The sequence below is a fragment of the Rhodococcus sp. WY5 genome (genome assembly GCF_018588185.1).
In the GTDB taxonomy this organism is placed as follows: domain Bacteria; phylum Actinomycetota; class Actinomycetes; order Mycobacteriales; family Mycobacteriaceae; genus Rhodococcus_F; species Rhodococcus_F qingshengii.
Genome location: NZ_JAAMPR010000001.1, coordinates 3,569,998 through 3,583,913, shown reverse-complemented (window position 1 = coordinate 3,583,913; position 13,916 = coordinate 3,569,998). Strand labels below are relative to the sequence as shown.

Sequence of the window (13,916 nt, the reverse complement as noted above, 5' to 3'; positions counted from 1 at the left end):
GACACGGACCGGTGCGTCCCGATCAGACACCGCCACAGTTCATCGATAGTGCGTGCCGCGTGCCGATCAACCGCCCAGATCCAGGAGTTCATCGATGACGTCGACCACCGACGCCGCCACACCCGCCGATTCGGCAGCAGCTGCCGAAGCCCGGCCTGCACGCGCTGCGCGTCCCGCCAAGCGTCGCGCCGAAGGTCAGTGGGCCCTCGGTTACCGCGAGCCTCTCAACGCCAACGAGCAGGCCAAGAAGGACGACAACCCGCTCAACGTTCGGGCCCGCATCGAGAACATCTACTCCAAGCAGGGCTTCGACAGCATCGACAAGGGCGACCTTCGCGGCCGCTTCCGCTGGTGGGGTCTCTACACCCAGCGCGAAGAAGGCTACGACGGCACCTTCACTGGCGACGAGAACATCGACCTGCTCGAGGCCAAGTACTTCATGATGCGCGTGCGTTGCGACGCCGGCGCTCTGAACGTCGAGCAGCTGCGCACCATCGCCGGTATCTCGAAGGAATTCGGCCGGAACACCGCCGACCTGTCGGACCGTGAGAACGTTCAGTTCCACTGGATCGAGGTCGAGAACGTCCCGGAGATCTGGAAGCGCCTCGAAGCCGTCGGGCTCAAGACCACCGAAGCGTGCGGTGACTGCCCTCGCGTCGTCCTCGGTTCTCCCCTGGCCGGCGAATCGCTCGACGAGGTCCTCGATCCCACCCCGGCGATCGACGAGATCGTGCGCCGCTACATCGGCGACCCCAAGTACTCCAACCTGCCGCGCAAGTTCAAGACCGCTATCTCCGGTCAGCAGGATGTTGTTCACGAGATCAACGACATCGCCTTCATCGGCGTGAACCACCCCGAGCACGGCCCGGGCCTCGACCTCTGGGTCGGCGGCGGACTGTCCACCAACCCGATGCTGGCGCAGCGCGTCGGCGCCTGGATTCCGCTCGACGAGGTCCCCGATGTCTGGGAGGGCGTCGTCTCGATCTTCCGTGACTACGGCTACCGCCGTCTGCGCGCGAAGGCCAGGCTCAAGTTCCTCGTCAAGGACTGGGGTATCGAGAAGTTCCGCGAGGTTCTCGAGACCGAGTACCTGAAGCGTCCGCTCATCGACGGCCCCGCGCCCGAGAAGCCCAAGCGCCCGATCGATCACGTCGGTATCCAGAAGACCCGCAACGGCCACAACGCAGTCGGTTTCGCTCCGATCGCCGGCCGCGTCTCGGGAGACATCCTGGCTCAGGTCGCCGACGCCGCCGAGAAGGCCGGCAGCGACCGGATCCGCTTCACTCCGTACCAGAAGCTGATCATCCTCGACGTCGCCGACGAGACGCTCGAGCCGCTCATCGCCGATCTCGACGCGCTGGGTCTTCCCGCCCGTCCGTCGCACTGGCGCAAGAACCTGATGGCCTGCTCCGGCATCGAGTTCTGCAAGCTCTCGTTCGCCGAGACCCGCAAGCGTTCGCAGGTGCTCGTGCCCGAACTCGAACAGCGTCTTGCCGACATCAACAGCCAGCTCGACGTGCCGATCACCATCAACATCAACGGTTGCCCCAACTCCTGCGCTCGCTCGCAGATCGCCGACATCGGCTTCAAGGGCCAACTCGTCGACGACGGTGAGGGGAATCAAGTCGAGGGTTTCCAGGTTCATCTGGGAGGCAGCCTCGGATTCGACAGCGCCTTCGGACGCAAGCTGCGCCAGCACAAGGTCACCAGCGTCGAGATGGGTGACTACATCGACCGCGTCGTACGTCAGTTCGTCAAGAACCGCAACGAAGGTGAACGGTTCGCCGAATGGGCAGTGCGCGCAGACGAAGGAGATTTGCGATGACAGTGGACATTTCGCGAGCAACTGCCGACGAGCTTCGGTCCATCGCCGAGCGCGGTGCCGTAGAACTCGACGGAGCCAGCGCGCAGGAACTGTTGCAGTGGACCGAGGACACGTTCGGTGACGGGGCGAGCGCAGCGACGGGGGATCGTAGCGGTTACATCGTGGCGTCGAACATGCAGGACGGGGTATTGGTTCACCTTGCCGCACAGGTGCATCCGGGCGTCGACGTACTCTTCCTCGACACCGGCTACCACTTCCCCGAAACCATCGGCACGCGTGACGCGGTCGAGCAGGTGTACGGCGTCAACGTCATCAACGCTCGTGCGCTGGCAAGCGTCGCCGAGCAGGATGTCGCCGAGGGCAAGGATCTGTTCGCCCGTGATCCCAACCGCTGCTGCGCACTACGCAAAGTCGCGCCGCTCAAGCAGACACTGTCCGGCTACAGCGCGTGGGTGACCGGCATCCGCCGCGTCGAAGCGCCCACCCGCGCCAACGCTCCCCTGATCTCCTTCGACGAAGCCTTCGGACTCGTGAAGATCAACCCGATCGCTCCGTGGTCGGACGAGGAGATGCAGAACTACATCGACACCAATTCCATCCTCGTCAATCCTCTTGTCGACGAGGGCTATCCGTCCATCGGCTGCGCACCCTGCACCAGCAAGCCAGCCCCCGGCAGCGATCCGCGTAGCGGTCGTTGGGCCGGTGCCTCCAAGACAGAATGCGGGTTGCACGCATCATGACAGTTGACTTGACACCTTCACGGCCTCAGCTCGACGGCACACAGTTCGATACTCTCGACGCCCTCGAGTCCGAAGCGATCCACATCTTCCGAGAGGTAGCCGGCGAATTCGAACGCCCGGTCATTCTCTTCTCGGGCGGTAAGGATTCCACGGTGCTGCTGCATCTGGCGATCAAGGCCTTCTGGCCTGCGCCGCTGCCGTTCACCCTGCTGCACGTCGACACCGGCCACAACCTGCAGGAAGTCCTCGACTTCCGCGACCACGTGGTAGCCAAGTACAACCTGCGCCTGCACGTGGCCAGCGTCGAGGAGTACATCGCGGACGGTCGCCTCACCGAGCGCCCCGACGGTATCCGCAACCCGCTGCAGACCGTGCCGTTGCTGGACGCGATCTCGGAGAACCGTTTCGACGCCGTCTTCGGCGGCGCTCGCCGCGACGAGGAGCGGGCCCGCGCCAAGGAGCGGATCTTCTCGCTGCGCAACGCTTTCGGACAGTGGGATCCCAAGAAGCAGCGCCCGGAGCTGTGGAACCTGTACAACGGTCGCCACTCCCCCGGCGAGCAGGTACGCGTCTTCCCGCTCAGCAACTTCACCGAGCTGGACATCTGGCGTTACATCGCCCGCGACAACGTCGAGCTCGCCAGCATCTACTACGCCCACCAGCGTCCGGTGTACCAGCGCGACGGCATGTGGATGACCCCCGGAGTCTGGGGTGGGCCGGCTGACGGCGAAGAGCTGCAGACCCTTTCGGTGCGATACCGCACCGTCGGCGACGGTTCGACCACCGGTGCTGTTCTCTCCGATGCGGCCGACAACGAAGCGATCCTCGCCGAGGTTGCGGCATCACGTTTGACCGAGCGCGGCGCGACCCGTGGCGACGACCGAGTTTCCGAAGCGGCCATGGAAGACCGCAAGCGAGAGGGCTACTTCTGATGAGCGATCTGCTCAGACTGGCAACTGCCGGCAGCGTCGACGACGGAAAGTCCACCCTCGTGGGCCGCCTGTTGTACGACACGAAATCCGTTCTCGCCGACCAGATCGACGCCGTGACCCGTGCGTCGGTGGACCGCGGTCTCGACACCCCTGACCTCTCGCTCCTGGTGGACGGACTGCGCGCCGAGCGTGAGCAGGGCATCACCATCGACGTGGCGTACCGCTACTTCGCGACCCCCAAGCGCACCTTCGTGCTCGCCGATACACCGGGCCACGTGCAGTACACCCGCAACACTGTCTCCGGTGCCTCGACGGCTCAGCTCGTGATCCTGCTGGTCGATGCTCGCAAGGGCGTCATCGCGCAGACTCGCAGGCACGCAGCGGTTCTCGCGTTGCTCGGTGTCCCGAAGCTCGTTCTCGCCGTGAACAAGATCGACCTCGTCGAGAACCCCGAAGAGGTCTTCACCTCGATCTCCGCCGAGTTCAACGAACTCACCAGCTCACTTGGCTGGGCAAGCGAAGACGTCGTCGAGATCCCGGTGTCGGCACTGCACGGTGACAACGTCGCCATCCGCTCCGACAAGACCCCGTACTACACCGGCCCCACGCTGATCGAGCACCTCGAGTCGATTCCGGTCGACGCCGAGCCACATCGCGTCGGTCTGCGTTTCCCGGTGCAGTACGTGATCCGCCCCCGCACCGCAGAGTTCCTCGACTACCGCGGCTACGCCGGTCAGGTCGCTGCAGGTTCCGTCGTGCCCGGCGACGAAGTGGTGATCCTGCCCTCGGGTACGCGCACCACCGTCACACGTATCGACACGGCCGACGGCGAACTGGACGTCGCCCACGCCGGACGCAGCGTCACGCTGATCCTGGCCGACGACGTCGACGTCTCTCGCGGCGACACCATCGCATCGCCGTCCGACGCACCCGAGCCGATCGGCGAATTCGACGCCACTGTCTGCTGGCTGGCCGAGAAGTCGCTGCGCCCCGGTGCACGTCTGCTGCTCAAGCACGGCACGCGAACGACGCAGGCCATCGTGGGCAGTTTGGTGGAACGCTTCAACGAGCAGGACCTCACCACGGATCAGGGCCCGGACACTCTCGAGCTCAACGAGATCGGCAAGATCTCCATCCGGGTGGCCGAGCCGATCGTGGCTGACGACTACGCCGTCAATCGCCACACCGGCAGCTTCCTGCTGATCGATCCCGCTGGTGGAAACACTCTCGCAGCCGGCCTGGTGGGCGACGTCATTTCCGCTGTCGAATTGGGCGAGCGCGTCTAAGTCGATGGTTCCGCTCATCGCTGTTGCGCACGGTAGCCGTGATCCCCGTTCTGCTCGGGTGATCGCGGCTGCTGTGGCAGCTCTTCGTGAAGTCCGGCCAGACCTCGATGTCCGGCTGGCGTTTCTCGACCTCAATGCACCGTCCATCGATCAGGTCCTGGACGGGGTTGCACACGACGGCCACACTCACGCCGTTGTTGTTCCGATGCTGCTGGGCAATGCCTTCCACGCCCGGGTAGATCTGCCCGGACTCTTGGCCGCTGCCGCGACACGCCACCCCCAGTTGACCGTGTTCCAAGCAGACGTACTGGGTCGCGATGCTCGGCTGATCGAGGCAGTACGCGAGCGAATTCTCGAAGCGGGTGCCCGGCCGGACGATCCGTCGGTCGGTGTCGCTCTTGCGGCAGTCGGCTCGTCCGATGCGCGCGCCAATGCCGCGACCGCAGAATTGGCGTCCACTCTCCTCGGCGGAACCAACTGGTCGGGCGTTCGAATCTGTTTCGCGACATCCGCGGAACCGACAGTTGCCCAGGCGATCTCCGCACTCGAGCAGGACGGCGCCGAACGTGTTGTCGTCGCGCCGTGGTTCTTGGCTCCCGGCCTACTGACCGATCGACTCAGCGCTGCCGCAGCAACTGCATGTCCGCGCGCGCGTTTCGCCGACACGATCGGTGGGCACTCTCTACTGATCGAAACGATGATCGACCGTTACCGACAAGTCGCTGATGCACTACCCGGCCGTCTGGTCCGCTCCGCCTGATCCGGTTTCACAGGCCGTTATCAGATTGTTACCGTAGTGTTGGATCTGTCCAGCTCGCGAAGGTACCTCCTTCGCCTGCGAAACAGATCTTTGGGTGCAATCCCCTCAGAGCGCCGCGAGAGGGAACACCATCACTCACAATCTTCGCCTCGGCACAGCCGGCATCGCATGGGTCCTGTCGGTGCTCTACCTGCTTGTCGAAATCTTCACAGCCGGAGCATGGAAGACGCCGTACAGCTTCGCGCGCGACTCCATCAGTTCGCTGGGCGTGACGACATGCAGCGTGGATTCATGTTCGCCGATGCACGACGTGATGAACGCGGCCTTCATGATCCTCGGTGCGCTCACCATCCTCGGGGCGGCCTTGCTGCACAAGTACATTCCGGACGGTCGTGCGAAGAAGTGGATTCTCGGTCTTGCCGTCGTCGTTGCATTGAGCACCGCGGCCACCGGCCTCTTCCCGGCGAACGACGGGACCTTCGTTCATTGGACCGCCGTACTTCCCGGCTTCGTCGCACGTCATGCCGTTCTCGTCCTCATGGCAATTCAATTCTGGAAGCACAGCAAATGGATCGCAGTGTGGTCAGGGCTGTGCGCGGCTACCGGAATCGTCGGTGCCGTACTGCTTCTCGGACGAACCCTCACTTTCGGCCTTGGTGAACGCCTGACGCTGTACCCGCTGCCTATGTGGATGGCCGTCACCGGCGTCGCGGCCCTGCTCGCGTTGATGCGCCGAACCGTGTTGAAGAACGTGGAACTGACACTGCCTGGTAACGGATTCATCACCGCTCTGTTGTCGTTGCGCCCGCGTCGATCTCGCGCGGCAGTGCCCACCGACGTTCTCGCACCACGGGAGCTGACCGGTTTGTAGCGAACCGGGGGTGAGCAGGGACACACTGGTAAGGAGGCGACGCGAGGAGACTTCCATGACCAGTGCATCTGTTCGACACGGAATCGTGGCCGGTATCGACGGCTCGGCAAGCGCGGTCAACGCCGCGAGGTGGGCAGCTTCGGCTGCAAAGAGATTCGACGAACCACTTCGCCTGACCCACGTGCTGCCAGGACAACCCGAGTCCGGTGGCGGTACAAACGTCACCGACGAAGAGATGTTCGACCACCACCTTCGCGTCGAGGGTGCAAAACTGCTCGACGAGGCCGAGGACGCCATCCGCGATGATCACACCGACGTCACCGTCGAACGTGGCCTCGTGACCGGTACTCCCGCAACCACACTCGTCGAACTCTCGAAGTCGGCTCGCATCGTTGCACTGGGTCAGGCCGGCACCAGCGAAATGCAGTCCGTGTTTCTCGGATCCGACACCATTCGGGTGGTCAACCGCGCGCACTGTCCCGTGGCCGTATTCCGCGGTACGGGTGATCACGCGATGGCCGACACCAGGCCCATCGTCGTCGGCGTCGACGGGAGCAAGCTCAGCGAACTCGCCGTCGCGCATGCCTTCGAATTTGCCGCGTTCCTCGGCGCACCTTTGGTTGCGGTCCACACGTGGAACGAGCACGCCTCGCTGGGTGGGTACTCCGAAGCCAGGCGCTTCGTCGACTGGGGTCCGTACGAGCAGCATGAGCATGCTCTGCTGTCCGAGTGCCTCGCCGGCTGGACGGAGAAGTACCCCGACGTCGAAGTCACCCGCAGTGTCCAGCGCAGCGGACCGATGAAAGCACTGCTCGAGCATTCAGCGGAGGCGCAGCTCGTAGTCGTCGGTAGCCACGGCCGCAGCCCCTTCATGGCGTCGATAGTCGGATCGACCAGTCAGAGCCTCATCCACCACGCCCAGTGCCCGGTCCTCGTCTGCCGAGAGGGCTGAACTCGTCTCGCTGTTGCCCGGCCCCCAACTCTGAGCGAACGGCACTTTCGGCGCCATCAGGAGGCCGAAAGTGCCGTTCGCTCAAACAGGAGTGGGGGTACAACAGGTCGAACAGGGCGAGCGGGTCATACCTGGCCGACCACGCTCACCGTGACCGGCTCCTGCACCGGCGTCGACACCGGGGTCTCCGGCAGATCCGGCACCCGGGTAGCCCGGGCGTAGACCGTCTCCCCCGCCTCGAGGTGCAGCGCTGCACTGTCACCGCGGGTGACCTGAGCCGAGAACAACTCACCGGTTGCCTCGTTGCGCAGGTCGACTCGAACCTCGAAGCCGAGATACACGACGCGCTCGACGGTTGCGCGTGTGACGCCGAGGGACTCGGCCGTTCCGGACTCCTGAGCGAGAGCCATGCTCGGATCGCGGCCGAGACGGATGTCATGCGGACGGACCAACTGCCCGTTGAGCTTCGCGACGGATCCGAGGAAGGACATCACGAAGTCGTTGGACGGGCGGTCGTACAGGTCGGCAGGTTCACCGATCTGCTCGATCCGCCCCTTGTTCAGCACCGCGATGCGGTCGGCGACGTCGAGAGCCTCTTCCTGGTCGTGTGTGACCAGGACGGTGGTGACGTGCACCTCGTCATGCAGGCGACGCAACCACGTGCGCAGGTCGGCACGGACCTTCGCGTCGAGGGCGCCGAAGGGCTCGTCGAGCAGGAGCACCTGCGGATCCACCGCCAGAGCGCGCGCCAACGCCATGCGCTGGCGTTGACCACCGGACAGCTGCGCGGGGTACCGATGCTGAAAGCCGTCGAGGCCGACGATCCCCAGTAGTTCGTTGACCTTCTTCTCGATCTCCGGCTTCGGGCGCTTGCGGATCTTGAGGCCGAACGCCACGTTGTCCCGCACCGTCATGTGCTTGAACGCCGCGTAGTGCTGGAACACGAAACCGATGTCACGCTTCTGCGGCGACACGCCGGTGACGTCCTTGCCTGCGATGGTGATGGTTCCCGAATCGAGTTCTTCGAGCCCTGCGATCGAACGCAGCAACGTCGACTTTCCCGAGCCACTGGGCCCGAGCAATGCCGTCAACGAACCCGAGGGAATGTTGACCGTCACGTCGTCGAGCGCCGCGAAATCACCGTAGTTCTTGCGGGCCCCGGTCACTGTGATCATGTGGTGCTCCTCTTACGGTCCAGCAGCGTCATCAGCAACAGGACAATGATGGCGATGCCCATCAGCAGCGTTGCCGCCGAATACGCACCAAAGGTGTTGTGGTCGTCGATGTATCGCGAGTGCACCAGCAACGTCAGTGTCTGGGATACCCCCGGGAAGCCGGAAGAGACCATGATGACTGCGCCGAATTCACCGAGCGAACGCGCCACCGTCAACACGATTCCGTATGTCAAGCCCCAACGGATCGCGGGCAAGGTGATCCGCCAGAACGTCTGCCAGCCCGAGGCACCGAGCGTCGCGGCTGCTTGTTCCTGCTCGTCGCCGATCTCGTGAAGTACGGGTTCGACTTCCCGGACGACGAAGGGCAGCGTCACGAAAATCGTCGCGATCACCATGCCTGGCAACCCGAAGATGACTTTGAACCCCAACGATTCGATGCCGCCGAACCAACCGTTGGCACCCCACAGGAGAATCAACGACACACCGACGACGACGGGCGAGACCGCGAAGGGCAGGTCGACCACCGACTGCAGAACTCCGCGGCCCGGGAAACGCCCACGCACGAGTGCCAGAGCCGTGACGACACCGAACACCACGTTGATCGGAACCACGATCGCCACGATGATCAGCGAAAGATTCAACGCGGAGATCGCTGCCGGTGTCGTGATCGATTCGAGAAACGGGCCGATTCCGTTCTCGAACGTTCGCGTCAGGATCACACCGATCGGCACGACCAGCAACACGAACAGGTAGACGAGAGCGATGGTCCGCAGACCGATCTTCGATCCTCTGGACACGTTCATCGGGAACTCTCCTCACGTCGCTGTCCCCGCGAGGCGAAGATTCGCAGGACGAACAGCGTCACGAATGCGATGGCCAGCAACGCTACCGAGACGGCAGCGGCGTTGGTCGGACGATCGATCTCGATCTGCTGCTGAATGTACTGCGACGTCATCTGTGTCACGCGTGGGATGTTGCCGCCGATCAGAACGACCGAGCCGTATTCACCGATCGCTCTGGCGAACGCGAGGCCCGCACCGGAGATGACGGCAGGCGCCAACGTCGGGAGAACAACCGAGCGAAAGATCGTCCAGTTGGAAGCTCCCAACGACGCAGCGGCTTCCTCGACTTCGCGGTCGACCTCCATCAGCACCGGCTGCACGGAACGGACGACGAACGGCAAGGTCACGAAGGCCAATGCCACGATCAGTCCGGGCTGAGTTGCATTGAGATGGATGTCGATCGGTGACTGCGGGCCGTAGAGGGACAGCAGCACGATCGATGCCACGATGGTCGGTAGCGCGAACGGCAGATCGATCATCGAGTTGACGATGCGCTTGCCCGGGAAGTCGTCCCGGACCAGCACCCACGCGATGATCGTGCCCATCACGACGTTGATCAATGCCACGATCACCGAGACCAACAACGTCACGCGCAACGACGCCAAGGCGACGGGTGCGGTGACGGCGTCCCAGAATCCGGAGATCCCCTCGTCGAACGCGGTGGCGGTCAACGCGGCGAGCGGAAGCAGAACGATGACGGAGAGCCACAGGGTGGCCACTCCGATTCCGAGCGGCCCCACACTCCCCGTGACCCGCGCGAGTTTTCGCCGACGAGCCACGGGGGTGGGGTCAATAGTGTCAGTCACGTCAGTCTTACTTGGTCGCGTTGTCGTAGATCACTGCGATCGAACCGGTGTCCTTGGTGAACAGAGCACTGTCCACGGCCTTCCAGCCGCCGAGGTCTGCAATGGTCCACAGCTTGGCCGGCTCGGGGAACTTGTCGGTGAACTTGGCAGCGACGGCGGGATCCACGGGACGGAATCCTGCTTCGGCCCAGAGCGTCTGACCCTCGGTCGTGTACAGGTAGTCCTTGAACGCGGTCGCCTTGTCGAGGACCTTGCTGTTCGAGATCACGGCAACGGGGTTCTCGATCTTGAAGGTCGTGGGCGGGGTGACGTGCTCGACCGGGTCGCCGTTGCCTTCGATGAACAGTGCCTCGTTCTCGTAACTGATCAGAACGTCACCGCTACCCTGCAGGAAGGCTTCCGAAGCCTCGCGTCCCGACTTGGGCTGGATCTTGACGTGGTCGTTGACCAAGGCGGTGACGTAGTCGAGACCCGCCTGCGGGTTCTTGCCACCGTCGCTCTTCGCGGCGTACGGCGCCAAGAGGTTCCATTTGGCCGAGCCGGAGCTGAACGGGTTCGGCGTGACGACCTCGAGGCCGGGCTGAAGCAGGTCGTCCCAGTCTTTGATGCCCTTCGGGTTCCCCGGACGCGTCACGATGGTGACTACCGATCCGAACGGAATTCCGTTGTAGGCGTCCTGGTTCCAGTTCTGATCGACCAGACCGGCATCGACCAGGCGGGTGATGTCGGGCTCGACGGAGAAGTTGACGAAGTCTGCCTCGGCGCCGTCCTTCACCTTGCGCGACTGGTCGCCCGAGGCGCCGTAGGAAGGATTGAAGTTGACGTTCTTGCCCTCGTCGGTCGCCTGGAAGGCTGCGGTGAGCTTGTCGAAGCCAGGCTTCGGCACGGCGTAGGCGAACAGGTTGATCGTGCCGGCGCTACCGTCGCTGGCGGCGCTGTCACCACCCACGGTGTCGCTCGAGCCACCACTGCACGCTGTGAGTACCACGGCCCCCATGGTCGCGATAGCAGTGAGAAGTGTGCGGGAACGGCGTTTCATTGCAGATACCTTCCTGAAAGGACTGACAAACGAGGGTTGGTCAAACGACAAGTCCGAGACCTCTGGGGCTGATTCCATCGGGATGTTCAGACATGGAGAGCCGACGGGCGATGAGCCCTGAATCGGGGGCGCGAGTTACGCGCAGAGAAGTTCGAGTGGGGTGCGCAGCACCACCGGAGAGGTCGAACTCAGGAAATCAACAACAGGCGACGTCAGCGACGTCGAGCATGCCGACAGCAATCAACGCCAACTGGTGGCGGATTACGGGAGCTGTTGCTTCGGACACGCGGTGGACTTTAGCAGAGCACCGGCGCCCGCTCTAATCGGGAGAACTAACGGGTGAGAAGCCACGCGACGATCACGAGGAGAATCAGGGCTATCAGGGCGAGAGTGACCCGTGAGCGGGGCATCAGCTTTCCTCTACTTCTCGAGAATTCCTACGCAACCAGCCGAAGAGCGGCAGAGCGAGAACGGCGGCCAACGCGCGATCCAGACCGATGGCCACCAGGCGGCACAGCGGAACGACGACGATCAGGACCAACGCGACCTGCGGGATGAACGGGAGCCCCGCCATCCACAGCTCGAAGCTGTCCCACCAATCCGCAATCCGATCCACGCCAACACCCTATCCTTCGGACGATACGGTCCCGACAGCGTGTGGATTGGACGTGTGCCGATTCTGGCCGGATGATGGCCGAATGAGTGCTGACGACGAAGTGGTGCAGACGATTCCTCCCGCCTCCACGGGTCACCATCGAAGCAACTTTCCCCCGATCGACGACTATGCGTTTCTTTCCGATTGCGAAACCTCGTGCCTGATTGCCCGTAACGGATCTGTCGAGTGGATGTGCGTTCCCCGCCCGGACTCCCCCAGCGTGTTCGGTGCCATCCTCGACCGCAGCGCAGGCCATTTCCGTATCGGCCCCTACGGCCAGAACGTGCCGGCCGCTCGGCGCTATCTGCCGGGTGGACTCATTCTCGAGACCACCTGGCAGACCGAGACCGGCTGGCTCGTCGTCCGCGACGCCCTGGTTCTCGGTCCCTGGCACAACGTCGACAAGCGATCGAACACGCACAAGCGCACACCGACCGACTGGGATGCCGAACACACCCTTCTCCGTACGGTCAAATGTGTCAGCGGCACCGTCGAACTCGAGATGAGCTGTGAGCCCGCGTTCGACTATCACCGTGGCACGGCGAATTGGGAGTACACCGGAAAGGTCTACGAGGAAGCAACGGCAACGTGTCGCTCCGCCAAGCCCGGAGACCATCCCACTCTGCGCTTGACCACCGACCTACGACTGGGTCTGGAAGGTCGTGAAGCACGAGCGCGGACGCGACTGGTCGAAGGCGACAACGTGTACGTCGCGCTCTCGTGGTCGGATCTTCCCGCGCCGCAGACGTTCGACGAGGCCGCCGACAAGATGTGGCAGACGTCCAAGTCCTGGCGTGAGTGGGTGACGATCGGCAAGTTCCCCGATCACCCGTGGCGCGGATACCTACAGCGCAGTGCGCTCACACTCAAGGGGCTCACCTACGCACCGACCGGAGCCCTACTCGCGGCTTCGACGACCTCGCTACCGGAAACACCAGGCGGAGAACGCAACTGGGACTATCGCTACGCGTGGGTTCGCGATTCCACCTTCGCACTGTGGGGCCTCTACACGCTCGGGTTGGACCGTGAGGCCAACGACTTCTTCAACTTCATCTACGACGTGTCGAGTTCGGACAACGGTCAGCCACATCCCTTGCAGGTGATGTACGGCATCGGCGGCGAGCGCACGCTCGAGGAATCCGAACTCAACCATCTGTCCGGCTACGACGGCGCCCGTCCGGTGCGTATCGGCAACGGGGCGTTCGATCAACAGCAGCACGACATCTGGGGCACCATGCTCGACTCGGTGTACCTCCACATCCGTACCCGCGAGCGCGTCCCCGAGGCGTTGTGGCCGCTACTCAAGAAGCAGGTCGAGGAAGCGATCAAGCACTGGCGTCAACCCGACCGCGGGATCTGGGAGGTGCGCGGTGAACCGCAGCACTTCACGTCGTCGAAGATCATGTGCTGGGTCGCTCTCGATCGCGGCGCCAAGCTGGCAGAGATGCAGGGCGAGAAGAGCTTTGCACAGCAATGGACAGCCATCGCGGACGAGATCAAGGCCGACATCCTCGCGCACGGTGTCGACTCGCGCGGAGTTCTGACGCAGCGGTACGGCCACGATTCACTCGACGCGTCGCTCTTGTTGGCACCGCTGCTGCGCTTCCTGCCGGCCGACGATCCGCGCATCCGGGCGACGGTGCTGGCGATCGCCGACGAGCTCACCGAAGAGGGGTTGGTCCTGCGCTATCGCGTCGACACCACCGACGACGGATTGAGCGGAGAGGAGGGCACGTTCACCATCTGTTCCTTCTGGTTGGTGTCCGCCCTCGTCGAGATCGGCGAACTGGATCGCGCAAAGCATCTCTGTGAGCGCCTGCTCGGGTTCGCGAGCCCGCTCAAGCTGTACGCGGAGGAGATCGACGCGCACACCGGTCGCCATCTGGGTAACTTCCCGCAGGCGTTCACACACCTGGCGCTGATCAACGCCGTGGTCCACGTGATCCGCGCCGAGGAAGCTGCCGAAGCCGGAGCTTTCCAGCCCGCGCACAACGCGACCTAGACCCCCTGCTGTGCGCCTTTATTAACCGCCC

At 63.6% G+C, this 13,916-nt stretch carries 14 protein-coding genes; 8 read left to right on the top strand and 6 right to left on the bottom strand.

Annotated elements, in window-relative coordinates; translation table 11 throughout:
* Positions 1-94: 94 nt before the first annotated feature.
* The 7 genes from G4D79_RS16720 to G4D79_RS16690 all read left to right on the top strand — a co-directional run bounded on the left by G4D79_RS16720 (position 95) and on the right by G4D79_RS16690 (position 7,366).
* Positions 95-1,825 (top strand): nitrite/sulfite reductase, encoded by a 1,731-nt coding sequence (locus tag G4D79_RS16720; protein WP_042450188.1) that lies wholly within the window; start codon positions 95-97, stop codon positions 1,823-1,825.
* Entirely contained in the window at positions 1,822-2,565 is a 744-nt protein-coding gene (locus G4D79_RS16715) for a phosphoadenylyl-sulfate reductase (RefSeq protein WP_214514251.1), read from the top strand. The genes G4D79_RS16720 and G4D79_RS16715 overlap by 4 nt, the downstream gene beginning before the upstream one ends.
* The gene (gene cysD / locus G4D79_RS16710) at positions 2,562-3,497 is read left to right on the top strand and encodes a sulfate adenylyltransferase subunit CysD (RefSeq protein ID WP_007731054.1); all 936 of its coding nucleotides are present in this window, start codon (positions 2,562-2,564) and stop codon (positions 3,495-3,497) included. The genes G4D79_RS16715 and cysD overlap by 4 nt, the downstream gene beginning before the upstream one ends.
* Positions 3,497-4,783, top strand: a complete 1,287-nt coding sequence (locus tag G4D79_RS16705; RefSeq protein WP_020969973.1) for a sulfate adenylyltransferase subunit 1 — start codon at positions 3,497-3,499, stop codon at positions 4,781-4,783. The genes cysD and G4D79_RS16705 overlap by 1 nt, the downstream gene beginning before the upstream one ends.
* 4 nt (positions 4,784-4,787) lie before the next feature.
* The gene (locus G4D79_RS16700) at positions 4,788-5,543 is read left to right on the top strand and encodes a sirohydrochlorin chelatase (RefSeq protein WP_081558035.1); all 756 of its coding nucleotides are present in this window, start codon (positions 4,788-4,790) and stop codon (positions 5,541-5,543) included.
* 94 nt (positions 5,544-5,637) lie between these two features.
* Positions 5,638-6,414 carry a DUF998 domain-containing protein gene (locus G4D79_RS16695; protein WP_054801921.1) on the top strand — a complete coding sequence of 259 codons (777 nt, stop codon included), beginning with the start codon at positions 5,638-5,640 and terminating at the stop codon, positions 6,412-6,414.
* 55 nt (positions 6,415-6,469) lie between these two features.
* Complete coding sequence (locus tag G4D79_RS16690; RefSeq protein WP_003944544.1) at positions 6,470-7,366, top strand: universal stress protein; 897 nt, start codon at positions 6,470-6,472, stop codon at positions 7,364-7,366.
* A gap of 125 nt (positions 7,367-7,491) precedes the next feature.
* Here the strand turns inward: G4D79_RS16690 and G4D79_RS16685 are convergent, their stop codons facing one another.
* The 6 genes from G4D79_RS16685 to G4D79_RS16665 all read right to left on the bottom strand — a co-directional run bounded on the left by G4D79_RS16685 (position 7,492) and on the right by G4D79_RS16665 (position 11,844).
* On the bottom strand, positions 7,492-8,541 hold the full coding sequence (locus tag G4D79_RS16685) for a sulfate/molybdate ABC transporter ATP-binding protein (RefSeq protein WP_007731046.1): 1,050 nt from the start codon (positions 8,539-8,541) through the stop codon (positions 7,492-7,494).
* Positions 8,538-9,344, bottom strand: coding sequence for a sulfate ABC transporter permease subunit CysW (cysW, locus tag G4D79_RS16680; protein WP_003944503.1), 807 nt, complete (start codon positions 9,342-9,344; stop codon positions 8,538-8,540). Before cysW ends, G4D79_RS16685 begins: the two co-directional genes overlap by 4 nt.
* On the bottom strand, positions 9,341-10,189 hold the full coding sequence (gene cysT / locus G4D79_RS16675; protein WP_030536617.1) for a sulfate ABC transporter permease subunit CysT: 849 nt from the start codon (positions 10,187-10,189) through the stop codon (positions 9,341-9,343). The genes cysW and cysT overlap by 4 nt, the downstream gene beginning before the upstream one ends.
* A 7-nt stretch (positions 10,190-10,196) precedes the next feature.
* A complete protein-coding gene (locus G4D79_RS16670) occupies positions 10,197-11,228 on the bottom strand; it encodes a sulfate ABC transporter substrate-binding protein (RefSeq protein ID WP_214514250.1) in 1,032 nt (343 codons plus the stop codon).
* A 196-nt stretch (positions 11,229-11,424) separates the two neighbouring features.
* The gene (locus G4D79_RS35405) at positions 11,425-11,514 is read right to left on the bottom strand and encodes an Ms4533A family Cys-rich leader peptide (protein WP_309599318.1); all 90 of its coding nucleotides are present in this window, start codon (positions 11,512-11,514) and stop codon (positions 11,425-11,427) included.
* Positions 11,515-11,637: 123 nt separating this feature from the next.
* Positions 11,638-11,844 carry a hypothetical protein gene (locus G4D79_RS16665; protein WP_003944489.1) on the bottom strand — a complete coding sequence of 69 codons (207 nt, stop codon included), beginning with the start codon at positions 11,842-11,844 and terminating at the stop codon, positions 11,638-11,640.
* 82 nt (positions 11,845-11,926) lie between these two features.
* On the opposite strand from G4D79_RS16665, the gene G4D79_RS16660 reads away from it, so the two are divergent.
* A complete protein-coding gene (locus G4D79_RS16660; RefSeq protein ID WP_003944557.1) occupies positions 11,927-13,885 on the top strand; it encodes a glycoside hydrolase family 15 protein in 1,959 nt (652 codons plus the stop codon).
* Positions 13,886-13,916: the final 31 nt, after the last annotated feature.

Bases quoted from the DNA above. Each gene is read 5' to 3' on its own strand.
- G4D79_RS16720 (WP_042450188.1), top strand. From the start codon at position 95: ATGACGTCGACCACCGACGCCGCCACACCCGCCGATTCGGCAGCAGCT.
- G4D79_RS16715 (WP_214514251.1), top strand. From the start codon at position 1,822: ATGACAGTGGACATTTCGCGAGCAACTGCCGACGAGCTTCGGTCCATC.
- cysD (WP_007731054.1), top strand. From the start codon at position 2,562: ATGACAGTTGACTTGACACCTTCACGGCCTCAGCTCGACGGCACACAG.
- G4D79_RS16705 (WP_020969973.1), top strand. From the start codon at position 3,497: ATGAGCGATCTGCTCAGACTGGCAACTGCCGGCAGCGTCGACGACGGA.
- G4D79_RS16700 (WP_081558035.1), top strand. From the start codon at position 4,788: ATGGTTCCGCTCATCGCTGTTGCGCACGGTAGCCGTGATCCCCGTTCT.
- G4D79_RS16690 (WP_003944544.1), top strand. From the start codon at position 6,470: ATGACCAGTGCATCTGTTCGACACGGAATCGTGGCCGGTATCGACGGC.
- G4D79_RS16685 (WP_007731046.1), bottom strand. From the start codon at position 8,541: ATGATCACAGTGACCGGGGCCCGCAAGAACTACGGTGATTTCGCGGCG.
- cysW (WP_003944503.1), bottom strand. From the start codon at position 9,344: ATGAACGTGTCCAGAGGATCGAAGATCGGTCTGCGGACCATCGCTCTC.
- G4D79_RS16670 (WP_214514250.1), bottom strand. From the start codon at position 11,228: ATGAAACGCCGTTCCCGCACACTTCTCACTGCTATCGCGACCATGGGG.
- G4D79_RS16660 (WP_003944557.1), top strand. From the start codon at position 11,927: ATGAGTGCTGACGACGAAGTGGTGCAGACGATTCCTCCCGCCTCCACG.